At 68.1% G+C, this 15,101-nt stretch carries 14 protein-coding genes; 3 read left to right on the top strand and 11 right to left on the bottom strand.

The genetic code is table 11. From position 1 onward, the window contains the following. Positions 1-6: 6 nt before the first annotated feature. Both VYL96_RS07635 and VYL96_RS07630 read right to left on the bottom strand, forming a co-directional pair. A protein-coding gene (locus tag VYL96_RS07635) for an IS3 family transposase (protein ID WP_407935076.1) occupies positions 7-1,205 on the bottom strand; the annotation gives its coding sequence in 2 pieces (ribosomal slippage) (positions 7-953 and positions 953-1,205; 1,200 coding nt in all). A gap of 185 nt (positions 1,206-1,390) precedes the next feature. Next, complete coding sequence (locus VYL96_RS07630) at positions 1,391-2,776, bottom strand: IS1380 family transposase (RefSeq protein WP_407935065.1); 1,386 nt, start codon at positions 2,774-2,776, stop codon at positions 1,391-1,393. A gap of 456 nt (positions 2,777-3,232) precedes the next feature. On the opposite strand from VYL96_RS07630, the gene VYL96_RS07625 reads away from it, so the two are divergent. Continuing rightward, positions 3,233-4,969 carry an IS1634 family transposase gene (locus VYL96_RS07625; RefSeq protein WP_207913617.1) on the top strand — a complete coding sequence of 579 codons (1,737 nt, stop codon included), beginning with the start codon at positions 3,233-3,235 and terminating at the stop codon, positions 4,967-4,969. A 271-nt stretch (positions 4,970-5,240) separates the two neighbouring features. On the opposite strand, the gene VYL96_RS07620 is transcribed toward VYL96_RS07625, so the two are convergent. Both VYL96_RS07620 and VYL96_RS07615 read right to left on the bottom strand, forming a co-directional pair. Further along, the gene (locus VYL96_RS07620) at positions 5,241-5,828 is read right to left on the bottom strand and encodes a hypothetical protein (RefSeq protein WP_131886682.1); all 588 of its coding nucleotides are present in this window, start codon (positions 5,826-5,828) and stop codon (positions 5,241-5,243) included. A gap of 299 nt (positions 5,829-6,127) precedes the next feature. Beyond that, positions 6,128-7,303 carry an RtcB family protein gene (locus VYL96_RS07615; RefSeq protein ID WP_131886681.1) on the bottom strand — a complete coding sequence of 392 codons (1,176 nt, stop codon included), beginning with the start codon at positions 7,301-7,303 and terminating at the stop codon, positions 6,128-6,130. 70 nt (positions 7,304-7,373) lie between these two features. Here VYL96_RS07615 and VYL96_RS07610 point away from each other — a divergent pair, with 70 nt between their 5' ends. Then, positions 7,374-7,898, top strand: coding sequence for a DUF309 domain-containing protein (locus VYL96_RS07610; RefSeq protein ID WP_007632270.1), 525 nt, complete (start codon positions 7,374-7,376; stop codon positions 7,896-7,898). A 61-nt stretch (positions 7,899-7,959) separates the two neighbouring features. Here the strand turns inward: VYL96_RS07610 and VYL96_RS07605 are convergent, their stop codons facing one another. Continuing rightward, a complete protein-coding gene (locus tag VYL96_RS07605; protein WP_007632272.1) occupies positions 7,960-8,448 on the bottom strand; it encodes a pyridoxamine 5'-phosphate oxidase family protein in 489 nt (162 codons plus the stop codon). 105 nt (positions 8,449-8,553) lie between these two features. Next, entirely contained in the window at positions 8,554-9,174 is a 621-nt protein-coding gene (locus VYL96_RS07600) for a DUF2071 domain-containing protein (protein ID WP_279432752.1), read from the bottom strand. 373 nt (positions 9,175-9,547) lie between these two features. Between VYL96_RS07600 and VYL96_RS07595 the strand changes: the two genes are divergently transcribed. Then, positions 9,548-10,045, top strand: a complete 498-nt coding sequence (locus VYL96_RS07595) for a hypothetical protein (RefSeq protein ID WP_131886677.1) — start codon at positions 9,548-9,550, stop codon at positions 10,043-10,045. 164 nt (positions 10,046-10,209) lie between these two features. Here the strand turns inward: VYL96_RS07595 and VYL96_RS07590 are convergent, their stop codons facing one another. The 5 genes from VYL96_RS07590 to VYL96_RS07570 all read right to left on the bottom strand — a co-directional run bounded on the left by VYL96_RS07590 (position 10,210) and on the right by VYL96_RS07570 (position 15,033). Then, entirely contained in the window at positions 10,210-11,685 is a 1,476-nt protein-coding gene (locus VYL96_RS07590) for an IS1182 family transposase (RefSeq protein WP_329438638.1), read from the bottom strand. 85 nt (positions 11,686-11,770) lie between these two features. Then, a complete protein-coding gene (locus VYL96_RS07585; protein ID WP_131886331.1) occupies positions 11,771-12,337 on the bottom strand; it encodes a hypothetical protein in 567 nt (188 codons plus the stop codon). A gap of 64 nt (positions 12,338-12,401) precedes the next feature. After that, positions 12,402-13,550: a zinc-dependent alcohol dehydrogenase gene (locus tag VYL96_RS07580; RefSeq protein WP_131886330.1), complete on the bottom strand. Its 1,149-nt coding sequence runs from the start codon at positions 13,548-13,550 to the stop codon at positions 12,402-12,404. Between the two features lie 28 nt (positions 13,551-13,578). After that, the gene (locus VYL96_RS07575; protein ID WP_131886329.1) at positions 13,579-14,322 is read right to left on the bottom strand and encodes an MBL fold metallo-hydrolase; all 744 of its coding nucleotides are present in this window, start codon (positions 14,320-14,322) and stop codon (positions 13,579-13,581) included. Next, a complete protein-coding gene (locus VYL96_RS07570) occupies positions 14,323-15,033 on the bottom strand; it encodes a hemerythrin domain-containing protein (RefSeq protein WP_131886328.1) in 711 nt (236 codons plus the stop codon). Positions 15,034-15,101: the final 68 nt, after the last annotated feature.

Genomic DNA, 15,101 nt, shown 5'->3' with positions numbered 1-15,101 from the left:
GGTGTGTCAGGCCGCCTCGGGTAGGTCCTCGGCGGTGGTCTGGTGCGCGTCGGCCCATGCGCGGGCCGGAGTGCGGTAGCCGAGGCTGGAATGCGGTCTACGACGGTTGTAGAACACCTCGATGTACTCCGCCACGGCGAACCGTGCCCGGGCTCGGGTGTGGAACACCTGCTGGTGGTACATCTCGTTCTTCAAGGTGGCGAAGAACGTCTCGGCGGCGGCGTTGTCCCAGCACACCCCGGTCCGCCCCATCGACTGCACGAACCCGTGCTCGGTGCAGTAGCTGACGAACTCATCGGAGGTGTACTGCGACCCATGGTCCGAGTGAAATATCGCTCCTTCGACGGCTTGTCCCTGCGTACGCGCCATTTCCAGGGCGTCGACCACCAGGCTGGCACGCATGTGCTCGGCGGTCTGCCACCCGAGCACCTTGCGGGTGGCCAGGTCGATCACCGTGGCCAGGTACAACCACCCCTGACCAGTGCGTAGGTAGGTGATGTCGCCGACTAGCGCGGTGCCGGCGCGGTGACTTGCGGGGGCGAAGTCGCGGCCCAGCTTGTCGGTGAAGACCTGGGCGTTCTCATCGCTGATGGTGGTGCGTTTGTAGGCCTTGCGCTGGATAGCCGCCAGTCCGAGCTCACGCATCAGGTCCGCGATCAGCCCGACCGAGGCCGGGTGCCCCTCGTCATTGAGGATCGCGGCGATGCGCCGGCATCCGGCCGTGCCGCGTTGCTCGTCGAAGATGCGCTGGATCTCGACCTTGAGTGCCTCGCGGCGGGCCTGGGTGGCGGTAACCTGCCCAGCGCGGGCACGCCAGGCGTAGAACGACGAACGGGGCACGCCGAGCTGCGCGCACATCCAGTCGATCGGGAAGTTCGCCTTCTCCGCCTCGATCAGGGCTGATTTCTCGCTCAGTCCTGCTCCCGGGCGAAGAAGGCCGCGGCTTTTTTTAGGAACTCATTTTCCATCTTCAACCGGCGGTTTTGCTCTTCCAGCTCCGCCAACCGACCGTGGTCTGCCGGGCTCATATCCGGAACTGGATCCGGGTTGGCCTGCCGGTGCTTATTGACCCAGTTGCCCAGGGTCCCGGGGTTGATCGCCAGCTCCCCGGCAACCTCGGCGATCGAGCGGTCACTCTGCAGGACCAGCTGCACCGCCTCGGCCTTGAACTGCGGACTGAACCTCCGCCTCGAACTCGTTGCCATGTTCTTAACCTCGATTTTTCATCCGGCAGTTGAGCGGAGTGAAGGCGCCGTCAACTCGTGATTCTGCCCGATTTTCGGTGTGTGGGCGTGATTGTTCGGCCGGTGTCGCCCGGGTGGGCGTCGGGGTTCCACGTCTCCCGCGTTTTGCTACGTCTGTCGAGGGCCTGCAGGGTCTTGCCGGGGTGCTAGCCAGGGTCTTCGAGTCGGGCGAGGCCGCGGGTGATCAGGTGGCCCCATGGTGCGGTTTCGTCGAGGTGGAGGCGGGTTTTTCGGGCGTGGCGGGCCAGACTCGCGGCCACGGAGAGAAGCCGCAGGCGCAGGCGTTTGGGTTCCCAGGTCGCGGCTGGGGTGGCGTCGAGGGCGATGAGCTGGGACCAGGCCAGGAGAAGCTGTGCGAGTTGGCAGATGAGGATCCAGATCCGGTTCTGCGCGGTGGTCTGCAGGGGAAGTTTGGCCAGGCCGGTGTCCTTGGCGGTGCGGATGCGATCCTCGCATCGGGCCCGTTGGCGGTGGCGGAGCTCAAGTGTCTGGATGTGGCCGCGGCGGGTGTTAGTGACGAACGCTGTCAGGCGGCGTCCGGAGGCGTCGGTGAATCGCAGTTGAGCGCCCGGATGGGGTCGTTCTGCTCGGACTATCAGCCGCATTCCGGCAGGCCAGTGGCTCAAATCGGCCACACCGGTCAGTTCGACGACTTCGGCGCCCTCGCGGGTGTCGCCGTCTGAGGTCAGTGCGGACTGCCACGCCTGGTCCGGCATATCGTCGACCAGGGCGGCCAAGGCCGGGGTGAGGGCAAATCCGATGGAGTACTGGACCCGCTTGCGGTGCAGGTGCTCGAGGAACTTATGCGATGCGCCGGCTCCGTCAGTGCGGACCAGTACTCGTTTCCCGGGCCGGGGGGTGTTGATACCCGGGATCGACTTCAGCGCCGTGGCCAGGAGTTTCTTGTGGTCGGCGGCGGTGTTCGCGCCGGCGTTGCCCGGCCGCAGCAGCGCGGCCACTGGTTCTCCGCCCCCGCCGGGCCCGTGGTCGCAGTACGCCAGCAGTGGGTGGTGACCGTAGCCCTTCTTATAGGTCGGGGCAGCGTGTTCCTTGTCCGAGTGCGCGGTGATCAAGGTGGCGTCGATGTCGATGATGACCGGGTTCTCCGCGCTCGGTGCCCGCAGCGACGGCCTGTTCTCTGCCCGGTTCCACACGTGCTCCCGTGCACGAGATATTGCCTGCTGGACGACTGATTCGACGCGGTCGACATCGTCAGCGAGCACGGCCAGCAGGCGGGAGATCGTGGCAGGGGAAGGCACGGGGCCGACGATGGTGTCGGCACCGGCGAGTTCGCGGATATCGACCAGATGATCTCCGCCGGCGGCGACCGCCAGTGCCAACTGCGTCAGCATGTGGCCGGGGTCGAACACCGCGGTCGGCGCCCGCCATGGCGCCAACGCCTGCGATAGGCCTTCCACCAGGCCTGATGTTTCGGCGACCCGGGCGGGAAGCACAATCCCGGCGTGGGAGACGACCCCCTTCCCGGCGTGGTCAACCTCCAGGCGGATGGGCGAGAGGGTAGAGTTCTTCACCAGAAAGGTGCTCCTTGACTGGATACTTTGCGAGCTTCAACACCCCGCATTATTCCAGCTCAGAGCACCTTTCTTTATGCCCGACACGCACTACCGAGGCCGCCACCATGAAATCTCGAGGTTAATCCTCTCCCATCAAGAGGCCTGTCTAAGAACCTTGGTACACCCCAGTGGCTTTTCCCCGGTCGAACCGCAGGTCAACACCTACATGCGGGAACACTATCCGCACGCCTCAAAGTCCTCGGAATCGACGCTCTTCGGGCCCGCAACGCCACCCTCCGGGACCTAAACCGGCGTTCCGCAGAATTCGGCGGTTCTGGCGTGATTTCGGGGTGCCCGTAACTCTGTGACCTGCCCGGACGTATTCTGGGCTAGTCATACGGGCACGATTTCCTAGATACACGCTTTTCGTTTTTCGACTGTTGTGCACTGGCCTGTATGCGTTAGGGTCTAGGTGTGTACATTCGGACGGCGAAGCGGCGCACCCGCACGGGCGAGGTGTCGTATGTGCAGTTGGCGCACAACGAGTGGGACCCGGTCAAGGCCCGCTCGGTGGCCAAGGTGCTGCACTCGTTCGGCCGCGCCGAGCAGGTCGACGAGGCCGGACTCCGCCGCCTGGTGTCCTCGGTGCGCCGCTACCTCGGCGAGGAAGACCCGGACCAGGCGGGCGGGCCGGGTTTGGAGCCGACCGCCTCCCGTCCCGCAGGGGGCGCCCTGTTGTTGGATGGGCTCTGGCGCCAGCTCGGCCTGGATGCGGTGATCACCTCTGCGGCCCAGTCGGGGCGGGGCCGCAAGCGTGACCTTCAGGCGTTGGAGCGCACGGTGTTCGCCCTGGTGGCCTCGCGGGCACTGGCGCCCTCTTCCAAGCTCGCCGCCGCAGACTGGGCCAACCATGATGTGGCCATCCCCGGACTGGCCGACGCCGCGGGCGAGGTCGATGAGGACTCCTGTTACCGGGCGATGGACTGGCTCCACGACGCCGGCACCGGGTTCGACAAGGCGGTGTTCGACCAGGTCGCAGACCTGCTGAACCTCGAGGTGGACCTGCTGTTCTTCGACACCACCTCCACCTACTTCGAAACCGATCCCGACGAAGCGGTACTGCGTGATGAGGCCGGCCACCCGGTTGACCCCGATAACACCGGCGCCAATGCCGACGACTCCGGCGGGGTGGGGTTTCGCACGCACGGCAAGTCCAAGGACCATCGCGATGATCTGCCGCAGATCGTGATCGGGATGGCCGTGACCCGCACCGGCATCCCGATCCGGGTGTGGTGCTGGCCCGGCAACACCGCCGACTCAGCGCTGATCCGGCAGGTGCGCTCGGAGCTGCGGGACTGGTCCCTGTCACGGATCATCTACGCCGCCGACCGCGGCTTCACCTCCAAGACCAACCGGCATGAACTCATGGCAGGTGGAGACGGCTACATCCTCGGCGAGAAGCTGCGCGGCAACTCCCCCGAGGCCCGGGCGGCCCTGTCTCGTCCGGGAAAGTACCGGCAGGTGCGCCAGAATCTGCACGTCAAAGAGGTCAACATCGCCGCCACGACCGGGGCCACGGACCGGTTCGTGGTCTGCTTCAACCCCGCCCAGGCCCAGCGGGATGCCCACACCCGCGACGAACTCGTCACCAAGCTCTCCAAGATGATCGCCGGCACCGACAAGCGCACCGAGACCAAGAGGGCTGAACTCAAAGGGCGGATCTCCACCATGCCCGGGCTGAACCGCTACCTGCGCACCACGCCAGGTGGGTTGCTGCGTATCGACAACAAGGCCATCGAACGGGAAGCCAACCTCGATGGCAAGTACCTGCTGCGCACCTCGGATCCGCACCTGAGTGCCGAGGACATCGCCCTGTGCTACAAGCAGCTCCTTGAGGTCGAACGCGGCTGGCGGGACATGAAATCGACCCTGGACCTGCGGCCGGTGTACCACCGCCGCGAGGACCGCATCCGCTCCCACGTCAAGCTCTGCTGGCTCGCCCTGCTGATGATCCGCCTGGCCGAGAACCGCACCGGCCACACCTGGGCCCACATCCGCCGCCACACCCAACGCCTACACCAGGTCACCCTCACCGGCCCCGACGGCACCGCCGAACACCTCACCCGCCCCACCGCCGAACAAAACGCCCTGTTCACCGCCACCGGACTGGCTGCGCCCACACGACTGACCGGATTGACCCCCGCCGCCTGACCAGCACCCCCGCACGACGCTAGATACACGCGCTACACCAGCGCACACCCGCATCACCGCAGGCCAGCATGCCTATCCGTGCATCTAGCCGCGACCAATTCTGCGGAACGCAGGCTAAATCAAGAACTCGACGCCCGCAGCCTGATCGACCTACTCGGCTACAGCCCCGGCATCATTGCCCAGCACGCAGCACGCTCCAGAACGCCCATGTCCGACTACATCACCCTGAAACAGCGACATCAACAGCCCTAACGCCCCGGCATTACCGGAACTACAGCACGTAGCGGTACGCGTACCAGGGCCCATCCAGGTGATTGACCTCCAACTCTTTTACTCCGGGATCAAACGTGGGCTGGCCCTGCGGCGAGTGGGCCCAGCCACACATTTGGAATCCAAACACGTAGTCGGCATCGCTGATCACGACCACCCCGTCGTCCCGGTGGCTCAACTTCCACACCTCCACATGGCCGACTTCCCGAGGAGTATCGAAGCCGTATAGCTCCGACCACCCCGGCGGATGGGAACGCACCTCGACAACAACCTTCTCCATCTCCGAGCGCGAAGAACTGAACCCGTCCGACGGCTTTGCCACTGCGATCGCCAGCATTCCGCTCACACCGGCGGCCACGACGAGGGCGGGAGGAACGAAGAGCCACCGAGTACGCAGGTGCCGCTTGCGCCATGCCAACAACAGCACGACCAACCACGCCAGACCCGCAATTGCCAGGGCCCAACCGGAAAACACGACACCGATTATGCGCTCGCCGTTCGTCACGTTGTATTCGACGAATGGCAACCAGTCGACGGCAAGCAGGCTCAGCGCCACGATGACGACCACCACAATGACCGCAGCGAACACGCAGACCACTCGGATAGCGCGCGAGGCTATCCGGGCCCCACGATCACCAATAGGGGGCGAGTGCGAGGCAGCCATAGCAACAGCGTAAATGCCTGGAATAGACGCCGTCTCCGATACGACTGCAAGGTGAGCGTCGAAACAACCGCGTGGCGCTCGCCCGCCCCCGGCAAATAGCTACTCGACACCGGCCGACGCGCTGCGAACTACGGTCTGCCCTGCCCGACGGCGGTTCCGCAGCCCTTGATTCCCGAGGAATCGGATAACGCTCTTTCCCATCAAGGCGCTCCCCGGGATTCCCTCTAGGTCCCCTTGAGGTTCATCACCTGCCGCAGGGTGTGCACGATCTCGACGAGGTCGTCGGCATCCTCCATCACCCGGTCGATGTCCTTGTAGGCGGCGGGGATCTCGTCTACCCACGCATCGCCGGGCCGGTAGACGATTCCCTGCATCGCCGCGTCCAGGTCGGCTGCTGTGAACCGCTTCTTGGCCTGTGTGCGCGACATCCGACGACCGGCGCCGTGCGGCGCGGAGAACAACCCGTCTGCGTTCCCCTTGCCTCGGACGATGTACGAGCGGGTGCCCATCGATCCCGGGATGCATCCCACGCGGCCCTCGCTCGCGTCGATGGCGCCCTTGCGGGTGAGCCACACTTCCCTACCGTCAAGTCCGATCTTCTCGGTGTAATTGTGGTGGCAGTTCACGCGTTCCGATTCGCCGGCGTCGTCGTCGCGGAAGATGCGCGCCAACTCCGCGAGGAAGCGATCCATCATCTCGTCACGGTTGAGCCGCGCGAAACGCTGCGCCCACCGCAGTTCCGCGAGGTACTGCGAGAACTCGGCGGTGCCCTGCTCCAGGTACGCATGGTCTCGATCCTCGAGCCGGATGCCCCGCTCCGCGCACTGCTCCTGGGCGATCCTGATGTGTTTCTGGGCGATCTTGTTGCCCACTCCTCGGCTCCCGGAGTGCAGGAAGCACCACACCACTCCGGAGTCGTCGAGACACAGCTCGATGAAGTGGTTCCCCCCGCCGAGGCTTCCGAGCTGCTCGCGCCACTTCGGCGAGTGGGACAGGTCGACGCCGCCGGAGTCGGCGAGCATCTCGAGCTCCCGGACCCGCTCCCGCGTGTGGTCGTGACGGACGGCCTTGTTGTAGTTGCCCGGCGACAGCGGAATCGCGCGCTCGAGCCTGTCGCGCAACGTGCTCAGATTGATGCGCTCGAGGTCGGACTCCGTGTACCGGGTACGCGCGGCCACCATCCCGCATCCGATGTCGACTCCGACCGCGGCCGGGATGACCGCCTCGACGGTCGGGATGACCGTGCCGACGGCGGACCCCTTGCCGGCGTGCGCGTCCGGCATGAGTGCGATGTGTGGGTGGATGATCGGCAGCCGCGCGAGGGCCACCGCCTGGTCGACTGTCGTCTCGTCGATCGCCGACGCCCAGGACAGCACATTCGGGGCGAGAGTGACTGGCATACCTCCATTGTCCCGGTTCCGGGCCGCCGCGTGGTGGCACTCGTGCGGCACCGGGTGAGACCATGGCGCCATGTCCACCCCTCCCCGTTCGGATCGTGACCGCGATGAGGAAGGTCGCGCGCGCAACGCCCGCCCACGCGACGAGCTCGGTCGCCCGCTGCCGCCGGGCAGCGTGGGGGTCGAGCGCATTCCCGAGGACCTCGACCTACCGCCCGCCGAGTCCCTGGCGTGGGCGCAGGACCTGCTGGACCGGGGCCGCGCGTTCCACGCCCACGAGGTCCTGGAGGGCGCGTGGAAGAGCGGTCCCACCGATGAGAGACTCCTGTGGCAGGGTCTCGCCCAGTTGGCGGTCGGTATCACCCACATCCAGCGCGGCAACGCCAAGGGAGCCATGGCGTTACTCGAGCGCGCGGCCGAGCGCCTCGCGCACGGTGACGGGCCGGCACCGCACGGGGTCGATGCGACGGGGCTGGTCGCCTACGCCCACGACATCATCGCCGGCCTCCGAGAGGGCGTCTCCCCTGCTCCAGACCGGTTGAGGCCGCGACTCGTCGTACGTCGCGATCCGGACGGCGGGACACCGGCGCAGGGGTGAGCGTCACTCCCCTCCCAGGAGGTCCGGGGCACCGGGCGGAGAGAGTGGTCGCGGGCCGGCTCTATAGTTCGACGGTGCCGCTGTCGCCCATGTCGGGAGTCCGGTCGTCACGGGACACCGCCGCACGGACGAACGAGGCGATATGGGCGATGCTCGAACCACTCGAGTCCCAGTACTCGGCCGAGTCGGCGTGCACGAGGATCGAGGTGGCCTGCTCCGGACCGTCGGGGAACCACGCGTCGACCGCAGGGCTCCAGTTCTCGGCCACCGCGTTCCGGTCGTCGTCCACGACCGCTCGCCCCGCCACCGAGACGAACCCGTCCGACGACTGCACCGAGACGTTGACCTGCGCGTTGGTCGCGATCTCCGACACGAGGTCGCCGTCTCTGGGAGCGAGCAACCGCAGCGTGCCGTCGAAGTCGGAATTCTGGCGGGTCATCGGGCGGCTCAGCAGGCGACCGTCGGGGCCGACGGTGGTGATCATGCAGATCGGCGACTTCTCGATCAGGTCCGCGACGATCTGCTCGGGCGATCTGGTGTCATCTGACATGGAGCATGCCTTTCCACGGTGGACATCGGTCCCCATCCAACGTACGCGCCGGCGATCCGTGCGGGTCGTCACTGAGAGCCGTCTTCCAGTGCCCGCCTTGGGATGTCACCAACCGTCCGACCGAACTCGGCGCACAGGGCGCGGCGGTCCGAGCGAGGTGTGGACCACCGGGGCGGCATGCACCAGCGACGGTTCCGCCGGCTCGGGTAGGCCCGACCACCGCAGCGGTGGGGTGAGGTCACCGTCGGCGGTCGCCGAGAGGAGCGGCCACGGCTCGTGCGCGATCGGCGTCCGCAACAAGATGCCGCCGCGCCGGTGGAAGCCGGACCACCTACCGGTGATGCTGTCCACCAACGGCGTTCGCCTGTGCTCGGAGAGCTCGTCCCCCACGTCCACCACCGCCGCGAAGGGGTCGGCGCCGAGCCGCCGCATCCGACGCGGCGGGTCGAAGCGGTAGGACCACCGGGAATCGACGATCGAGACCTCCGAGCGCGACCGCTCGTACGGCAGCCCCGCAGCGCGCATAGGCGCGAGGAACGACACGCGGGGCACCGCCATGCCCAGGAACCAGATCCCGTCCCGCCCATCCGGTGCCCGCACATAGGCGCGGACGTTCAGCTCGGGGAAGTCACGCCATGCTGGCGGGGGCGGAAGTACCGGTAACCGTACGTCGACCATGCGGAACGGCGTGATCCCCACCCAGGTCGAGCCGTCCCAGCCCTGCACCCCGCAGACTCGGCGGGATCAACGCCTGCACCGTCTCCGCGTCGTAACGCCAGTGGAGGAAGGTGAGGTGCTCCCAGCGCTGGCGGCTCGCCGGCACGCGAATCGGCTGGTCCGGGAGTCTGCCACTCACCAGCCTCAGCCTAATGAGTGGCAGCGCGCAGCGGCCACCATTGGCGCAACCCATGTCCACTCCGACCGCAGCCCGGATCACAGCGTCGGTCGTCCGATCGCCGGCGGGCGCCCCGGGAAAGAGCGCTTCTGAGCAAGGTGGTTCGTCATGACGCGGATCTCCCCGGTCGGCGTGTGGTGGACGCCCCGTTCGCCCCGGTTTACGGTGGCGCCACCACCCCACCTCACCACCGGGAGGCACCGCATGCAGTCAGAGACCAGGACCCGCACCCTCCTACGCGCCGCCGGAACGGGCGCCCTCGCCGGACTCGCCGGAGCCGGCGTGATGACGGCCGGCGAGAAGGCAGAGCAGGCGATCACCGGCCGCCCGAACTCTTTTGTGCCCGCCCGGACGCTCCTGACCCTCGTGGGTCGCTCGCCGGGAGACGACGCCAAGCCCACCGCCTGGAACCACGCGATGCACTACGGCACGGCGGCCTCGCTCGGCGCGCTCCGCGGCATCTGGGCGGCCACCGGCATCCGCGGCGCCCACGCCACCGCGTGGCACACCATCATCCGCCTCGGCGTGGACCAGACCCTCGAGAACGCCACCGGGGTCGGCGCTCCCCCGGCCACCTGGCCACGCCGGGAGTTGGCGGTCGACGTGCTGCACAAGGCGGTGTTCTCCGCCGCCACCGGGCTCATCGCCGAGCGGGCGCTCCGCCCGACGCTGGTGTCACGACGGGGTCGCCACAGCCACTAGGAGCATGGGTCAGTAATGGCTCGAAGCGCGCCGAGAGTACGGCGGAGTGCGTGAGAGCGTTGCGCTCGGGCCGGCGTCACTGGCGGCCAGGTATTCGGTTTGCGAAGCCGCGGTGATGGCGTTCAGTCCGCGGGTCAGCCTGTAGGTCGCCCGGGCCTGCCAGTTCAGGCGATCTGGAGGCCGCCGAGCCCGGTGGCGCCGATATGACCGTGGAGCTTTCGCAGGTTGTGGCAGGCAGCGAGCAGTAGCCATTCACCGCGGGCGGCGTCCAGACCGCGAATCAGGAGTTGCTTGCCGTTCTGCAGGGTGCTCATCTGTCCGAAGACCGGTTCGACGATCGCTTTGCGCCGGGCGTAGACCGCTCGGCCTTTCTTCGTGGCGAGCTTGCGGGCCATGCGCTGCTTGTCCGTGGCGCTGGCCGGGATCGGTCCCCGGGGGGCGATCGGCGCCGGTTCCCCGCTGCGCTGTCGTCCGGTGGCGATGAAGAACTCGGTGCCCTGCTCGCCGGTGACCTCGGCGGAGGCGGCGAGGTTCGCGGCTGAGCAGTACCCGGCATCGGCGAGCATCTGCTTCGGGGCCTGCCCCGTGTTGCTGATGGCCTGCTCGGTCATGGGGATGAGGTTGCCGACGTCGGCGGCACAGTCGTTGACCTCGGCCGCCACGATGATCTGATGGGCGGCATCGACCACGGCCTGGCCGTTGTAGCACTGAGCGAACGACCCGTCCCCGGTGAGCATGATCTTCGACTCCGGGTCGGTGAAGTTGCGCTGGGCCTTCGGCCTGGGCGTGGCGCGCTCGGCGGCCTCAGCGGCCTTCTGCGCGACGGTGTCTTCGTCTTCGCCCTTACCGCGGGCCTTAGCCTCAGCCTTCTCCGCCGCATCGGCGGCGGCGTCGGCTTCCAGAGCAGCTTTGGCCTGGCGCAGCTTGACCAGGCGAGACTCTCGGCGGGCCAGCTCATCGGGCAGCTCGTCCCCGCGCCGGTTCTTGCCGAACTTGGCGTCCTCGGCCTTGTCGATGGCCTCGGCGGCGGCCAGCAGATCGGAGACCTCCTGGGCCAGTACCTTCTCCCTGTCCGTCAGCCGCGCGTACGACATGGCCTTGCGTTTGGAGGCGTTCGCCCGCAGCTTCGTCCCATCCAGCGCGACCTGTCCAAGCGTGACCATCCCGGCGGCCTGGCACAACGCCAACGCCTGCAAGAACAGGTTGCCCAGCGCGGCCAGGTGCCTCTTGCGAAACCTGGCGATCGCGCGGTAGTCCGGGGCCGCCCCGGCCGCCAACCACCGGAAAGCGACGATGTCGGTGCAGGCCTTCTCGATCCCGCGGGAGGAGCGCACCCCCGTGGTGTAGCCGAAGATCAGCAACCGCACCATCAACCGCGGATCGTACGGCGGGGCCCCGCGCCCCTCCTGGTAGGAGACGTAGATCCGCGATAAATCCAGGTGCTCATCGACCAGATCCGCCACGAACCGTGCCAGATGATCGGCCGGAAGCCAGTCATCCAGCGACGGCGGCAGCAACAACCCCTGGCCCGGGTCGAACGCCCGAAATGTCTTGCCTGCGCCCACCGGCTCGACCTCGCCCTGCCGGTCAGCCCGCTCGACGCGGAACTCCTCGGCGGCGAACAACCCTTCCTCGCCCATGACGACAATTATCCCGCCGAACCCGCCCCATCAGCGGACCTGAACTGGCGTGTTACTGACCCACGCTCCTAGCGGCGGCGCCCCCTCAGTCCTTCAGCGCGCGGAGCGCGGCGATCCCGCCCGCCGCCGCGCCCGCCGCGAGCACCCACGGTCCGCCGACCAGGATCGGGTCGATCCAGTGGTGCCGCACGTCGTAGCGCTTCTTCCCCACCCGTGAGGAGAGCCCGCCCGCAGTGAACTCGGTGACCACCCCGGTCTCGGTGACGGGGTTGTCGGGCCGCAGCGTGACGAGCGACCGGACGTGGCTCCCCACCGCGTCCACCCGGTCGGCGCCGAGCAGCATCAGCCACCGGTACGTCTTGTCCTCCCCGTACCGGTAGGCCCTGCGCCGGATCATCCCGGACACCCCGTGCAGCGGCTGGGCCGTCCCGAACACCGGGGTCAGATGGCGATGCTCGATCGAGCGCTCCCGGGGAGTGTGCTCGGGCTGACGCTCGGGGAAGTCCCAGTGCGCGCCGGTCTCCAGGTCCCGGCGCAGTTTGGGGTACGAGGGGCGGTCGGCGGGGTCCAGGTCCGCCCCCCACCCGGGGATCCGGGCGCGCAGCTCCTCGCTCGACCTGTGCGGGGGTCGATCGTCGGCGGCGTACGGCATGTCGGCCTCCTGTGGTCTCTGCGGCGTTCGGTTCAGCCGGCGTTCGATCTACCTGGCATCCGATTCAGCTGGCACCGGGCAGCACGATCGGCTTGATGCAGCCGTCGAGCTTGCCGGAGAAGATGTGGTACCCCTCCGCGATGTGCTCGAGCGGGATGCGATGGGTGATGATCTCGCTGGGCGTGAGATACCCGTTTCGGACGTGCTCGAAGAGCCTGGGCCACTGCCGCTTCACCGGGCACTGGTTGCCCCGGATCGTCAGGCCCTTGTTCAGCGCGTCGCCGAACTTGATCGAGGTCTGCACCGGGCCGTAGGCACCCATCACCGAGATGGTCCCGCCCTTGCGCACGGAGTCGATCGCCCAGTTGAGCGCGATCGGCGAGCCGCCCTGGAGCTTGAACTTCGCCGAGGTCACGTGCTGGATGACGTGCCCGTCGGCCTCGGCGCCCACGGCGTCGATCGCCACGTCCGCACCGAGGTGGTCGGTGGTGCGCTTCATCTCCACCACGATGTCGCGGTACTCGGTGAAGTTGTACGTCTCCGCGTGGGCGAGGGTCCGCGCCTTCTCCAGGCGGTACTCGAGGTGATCGACCACGATCACCCGGCCCGCGCCCATCAGCCAGGCCGACTGGGCGGCGAACAACCCCACTGCCCCGGCCCCGAACACGATCACCGTGTCGCCCTCGACGATGCTGCCGAGCTGCGCGCCGAAATACCCGGTGGCCACGGCGTCGGTGAGCAGGAGCGCGTCCTCCTCGTCCATCCACTCGGGAATGATCGAGGGGCCCACGTCCGCGAACGGCACGCGGACGAACTCGGCCTGTCCCCCGTCGTAACCGCCGCAGGTGTGGGAGTAGCCGTAGATCGCCCCGGCGGCGGTCGCGCCGGCGTTGACGTTGTGACAGTTCGAGTACAGCCCGCGGGCGCAGTAATAGCAGGAGCCGCAGAAGATGTTGAACGGCACCATCACGCGGTCCCCGGGCCGGAGGTTCTGTACGGACGGACCGACCTCGTGAACCGTGCCCACGAACTCGTGACCGAAGGTGTGACCGACGCGGGTGTCGGGCATCATGCCGTGGTACAGGTGCAGGTCGGAGCCGCAGATGGCGGCGAGCGAGACCTTGATGATCGCGTCGTTGGGGTGCTCGATCGCGGGGATCGGCTTGTTCTCCACTCGGACCTTGTACGGTCCGCGGTACGTGGTGGCTCGCATGTGAGTCCTCCCGATCTGCGTGCGGTGATCAGTGCTCCCCGACCCTGCGGGCGTGCGCCACCGCGGAGTCGGCCCCGTCGGTCCAGGGCTCGCCGTGGCCGGTCAGGACGGTCGAGGCTCCGGTGTCGGCCACGGGCTGCAGCGACTCCATCGCCCGCGCGGTGTCGGCCGTGGCCGCGGACGCCACTATCTGCGGTCCGGTGGCGCCGGTGTACGGGTCGAGGGTGACCAGCGCGTCGCCGCTGATCACCGTGTCCCGGTCCGGCAGGTGCAGGATGCAGTGGCCGCCGGTGTGGCCCGGCGCGAACAACGGCACCGGCCGGCCCGGGACGTCCAGCGCGCTGCCCACCGCCAACTCGTCGGTGTCCTCGATCCCCCTGACACTGAGCGCGCCCGCGGCGGCCATACGCCCGAGCACCGGGAGCGACCGGGGGTGCAGAAGCGGGTACAGCAGGCGGTTGCGCTGTGGCTTGTAGCTGTAGGGGTGCGCGGCCAGGTGACCGTCCGCCGGATGCACCAGGACGGGGATATCCAGTTCGACGCGAGCGCGGCGGGCGAATCCCACGTGGTCGAAGTGACCGTGGGTGAGCACCAGCGCCCGGACGTCGCCGGGGCCGCGTCCCAGGCGGCGGAGGGTGTCGGTCATCAGGTCCCACATACTCGGCAGGCCGGCGTCGACGAGGGTCACTCCGTCGTCGTCGTCGATGACATAGCAGTTGACGTGGGCGTGGGCCAGGCGGTGGACGCGGTCGGCGACCTCGGTGGCGTGCATTCATTCTCCTCTCGACGTGCTGGGATCCTCGCCGCGCCGCATGATCGGCAGGTGTTCGATCGCGCCGGCGGCGCGCGCCAGCACCCCGCTGGCGGCGGTCATCGCGGGGCCGACGGCGTCCGGCCCGCGGAGGGCCGCCGTCTCGAGCCCGTCGCGCAGGCGGTCGGTCACGGTCAGCGGGAGCGCCGCCGCGACGTTGCCCGGGGGCCGGCGTGCGACCACCGGGTGGGGACGGGTGGGCGCGGTGCGCCGGACCGCCTCCCACGCCACGCCGAGGGCCCGGAGCCGGGCTGGGCTCAGCTTCTCCTGCAGCCGCGGCAGCAGCTCGTCCTCCTCGTCCCGGACGTCGTCGCGCAGCACGGTGATGAGGCGACGCAGCACCTCGTCGCGCTCCGGGTGGGCGTCACCGAGGTTCTCCAGCAGGGTGACCAGCTCGTTGACCTCCTGGTGTTCCTGCTCCACGCGCAGCGTCAGCTCGTGCCCGTCGGGCAGCTCCGCCCGCATCACGGGCCACAACACGGATTCCTCGGCGAAGGCGTGGGGGAACACGAGCCGATAGGTCTTGATCAGGGCCAGCTTCTGCTCCGCGCCGTCCGTCCGCTCCACTTCCCTGAGGAGCCGGTCGAGCTCCATGTGGTCGAGCTTCTGCCGGGCGAGGACGCTCCACCGGCCGCCCAGGTCATCGAGGTTCTGCTCTGACAGAGATCGCATGTGGTGTCCTCCCTACCGCGTAGGGTGCGCGCGGGCGGATCGGCCCGCAACCGGTCCACCGCGGGGCC

Source organism: Dietzia maris, assembly GCF_036287335.1.
Taxonomy (GTDB): Bacteria; Actinomycetota; Actinomycetes; order Mycobacteriales; family Mycobacteriaceae; genus Dietzia; species Dietzia cinnamea.
Note: the sequence above shows the minus strand (reverse complement) of the source record. Positions and strands in the feature narration are given on the sequence as shown.

Bases quoted from the DNA above. Each gene is read 5' to 3' on its own strand.
- VYL96_RS07615 (WP_131886681.1), bottom strand. From the start codon at position 7,303: ATGCCAGTCACTCTCGCCCCGAATGTGCTGTCCTGGGCGTCGGCGATC.
- VYL96_RS07610 (WP_007632270.1), top strand. From the start codon at position 7,374: ATGTCCACCCCTCCCCGTTCGGATCGTGACCGCGATGAGGAAGGTCGC.
- VYL96_RS07605 (WP_007632272.1), bottom strand. From the start codon at position 8,448: ATGTCAGATGACACCAGATCGCCCGAGCAGATCGTCGCGGACCTGATC.
- VYL96_RS07595 (WP_131886677.1), top strand. From the start codon at position 9,548: ATGCAGTCAGAGACCAGGACCCGCACCCTCCTACGCGCCGCCGGAACG.
- VYL96_RS07590 (WP_329438638.1), bottom strand. From the start codon at position 11,685: ATGGGCGAGGAAGGGTTGTTCGCCGCCGAGGAGTTCCGCGTCGAGCGG.
- VYL96_RS07585 (WP_131886331.1), bottom strand. From the start codon at position 12,337: ATGCCGTACGCCGCCGACGATCGACCCCCGCACAGGTCGAGCGAGGAG.
- VYL96_RS07580 (WP_131886330.1), bottom strand. From the start codon at position 13,550: ATGCGAGCCACCACGTACCGCGGACCGTACAAGGTCCGAGTGGAGAAC.
- VYL96_RS07575 (WP_131886329.1), bottom strand. From the start codon at position 14,322: ATGCACGCCACCGAGGTCGCCGACCGCGTCCACCGCCTGGCCCACGCC.
- VYL96_RS07570 (WP_131886328.1), bottom strand. From the start codon at position 15,033: ATGCGATCTCTGTCAGAGCAGAACCTCGATGACCTGGGCGGCCGGTGG.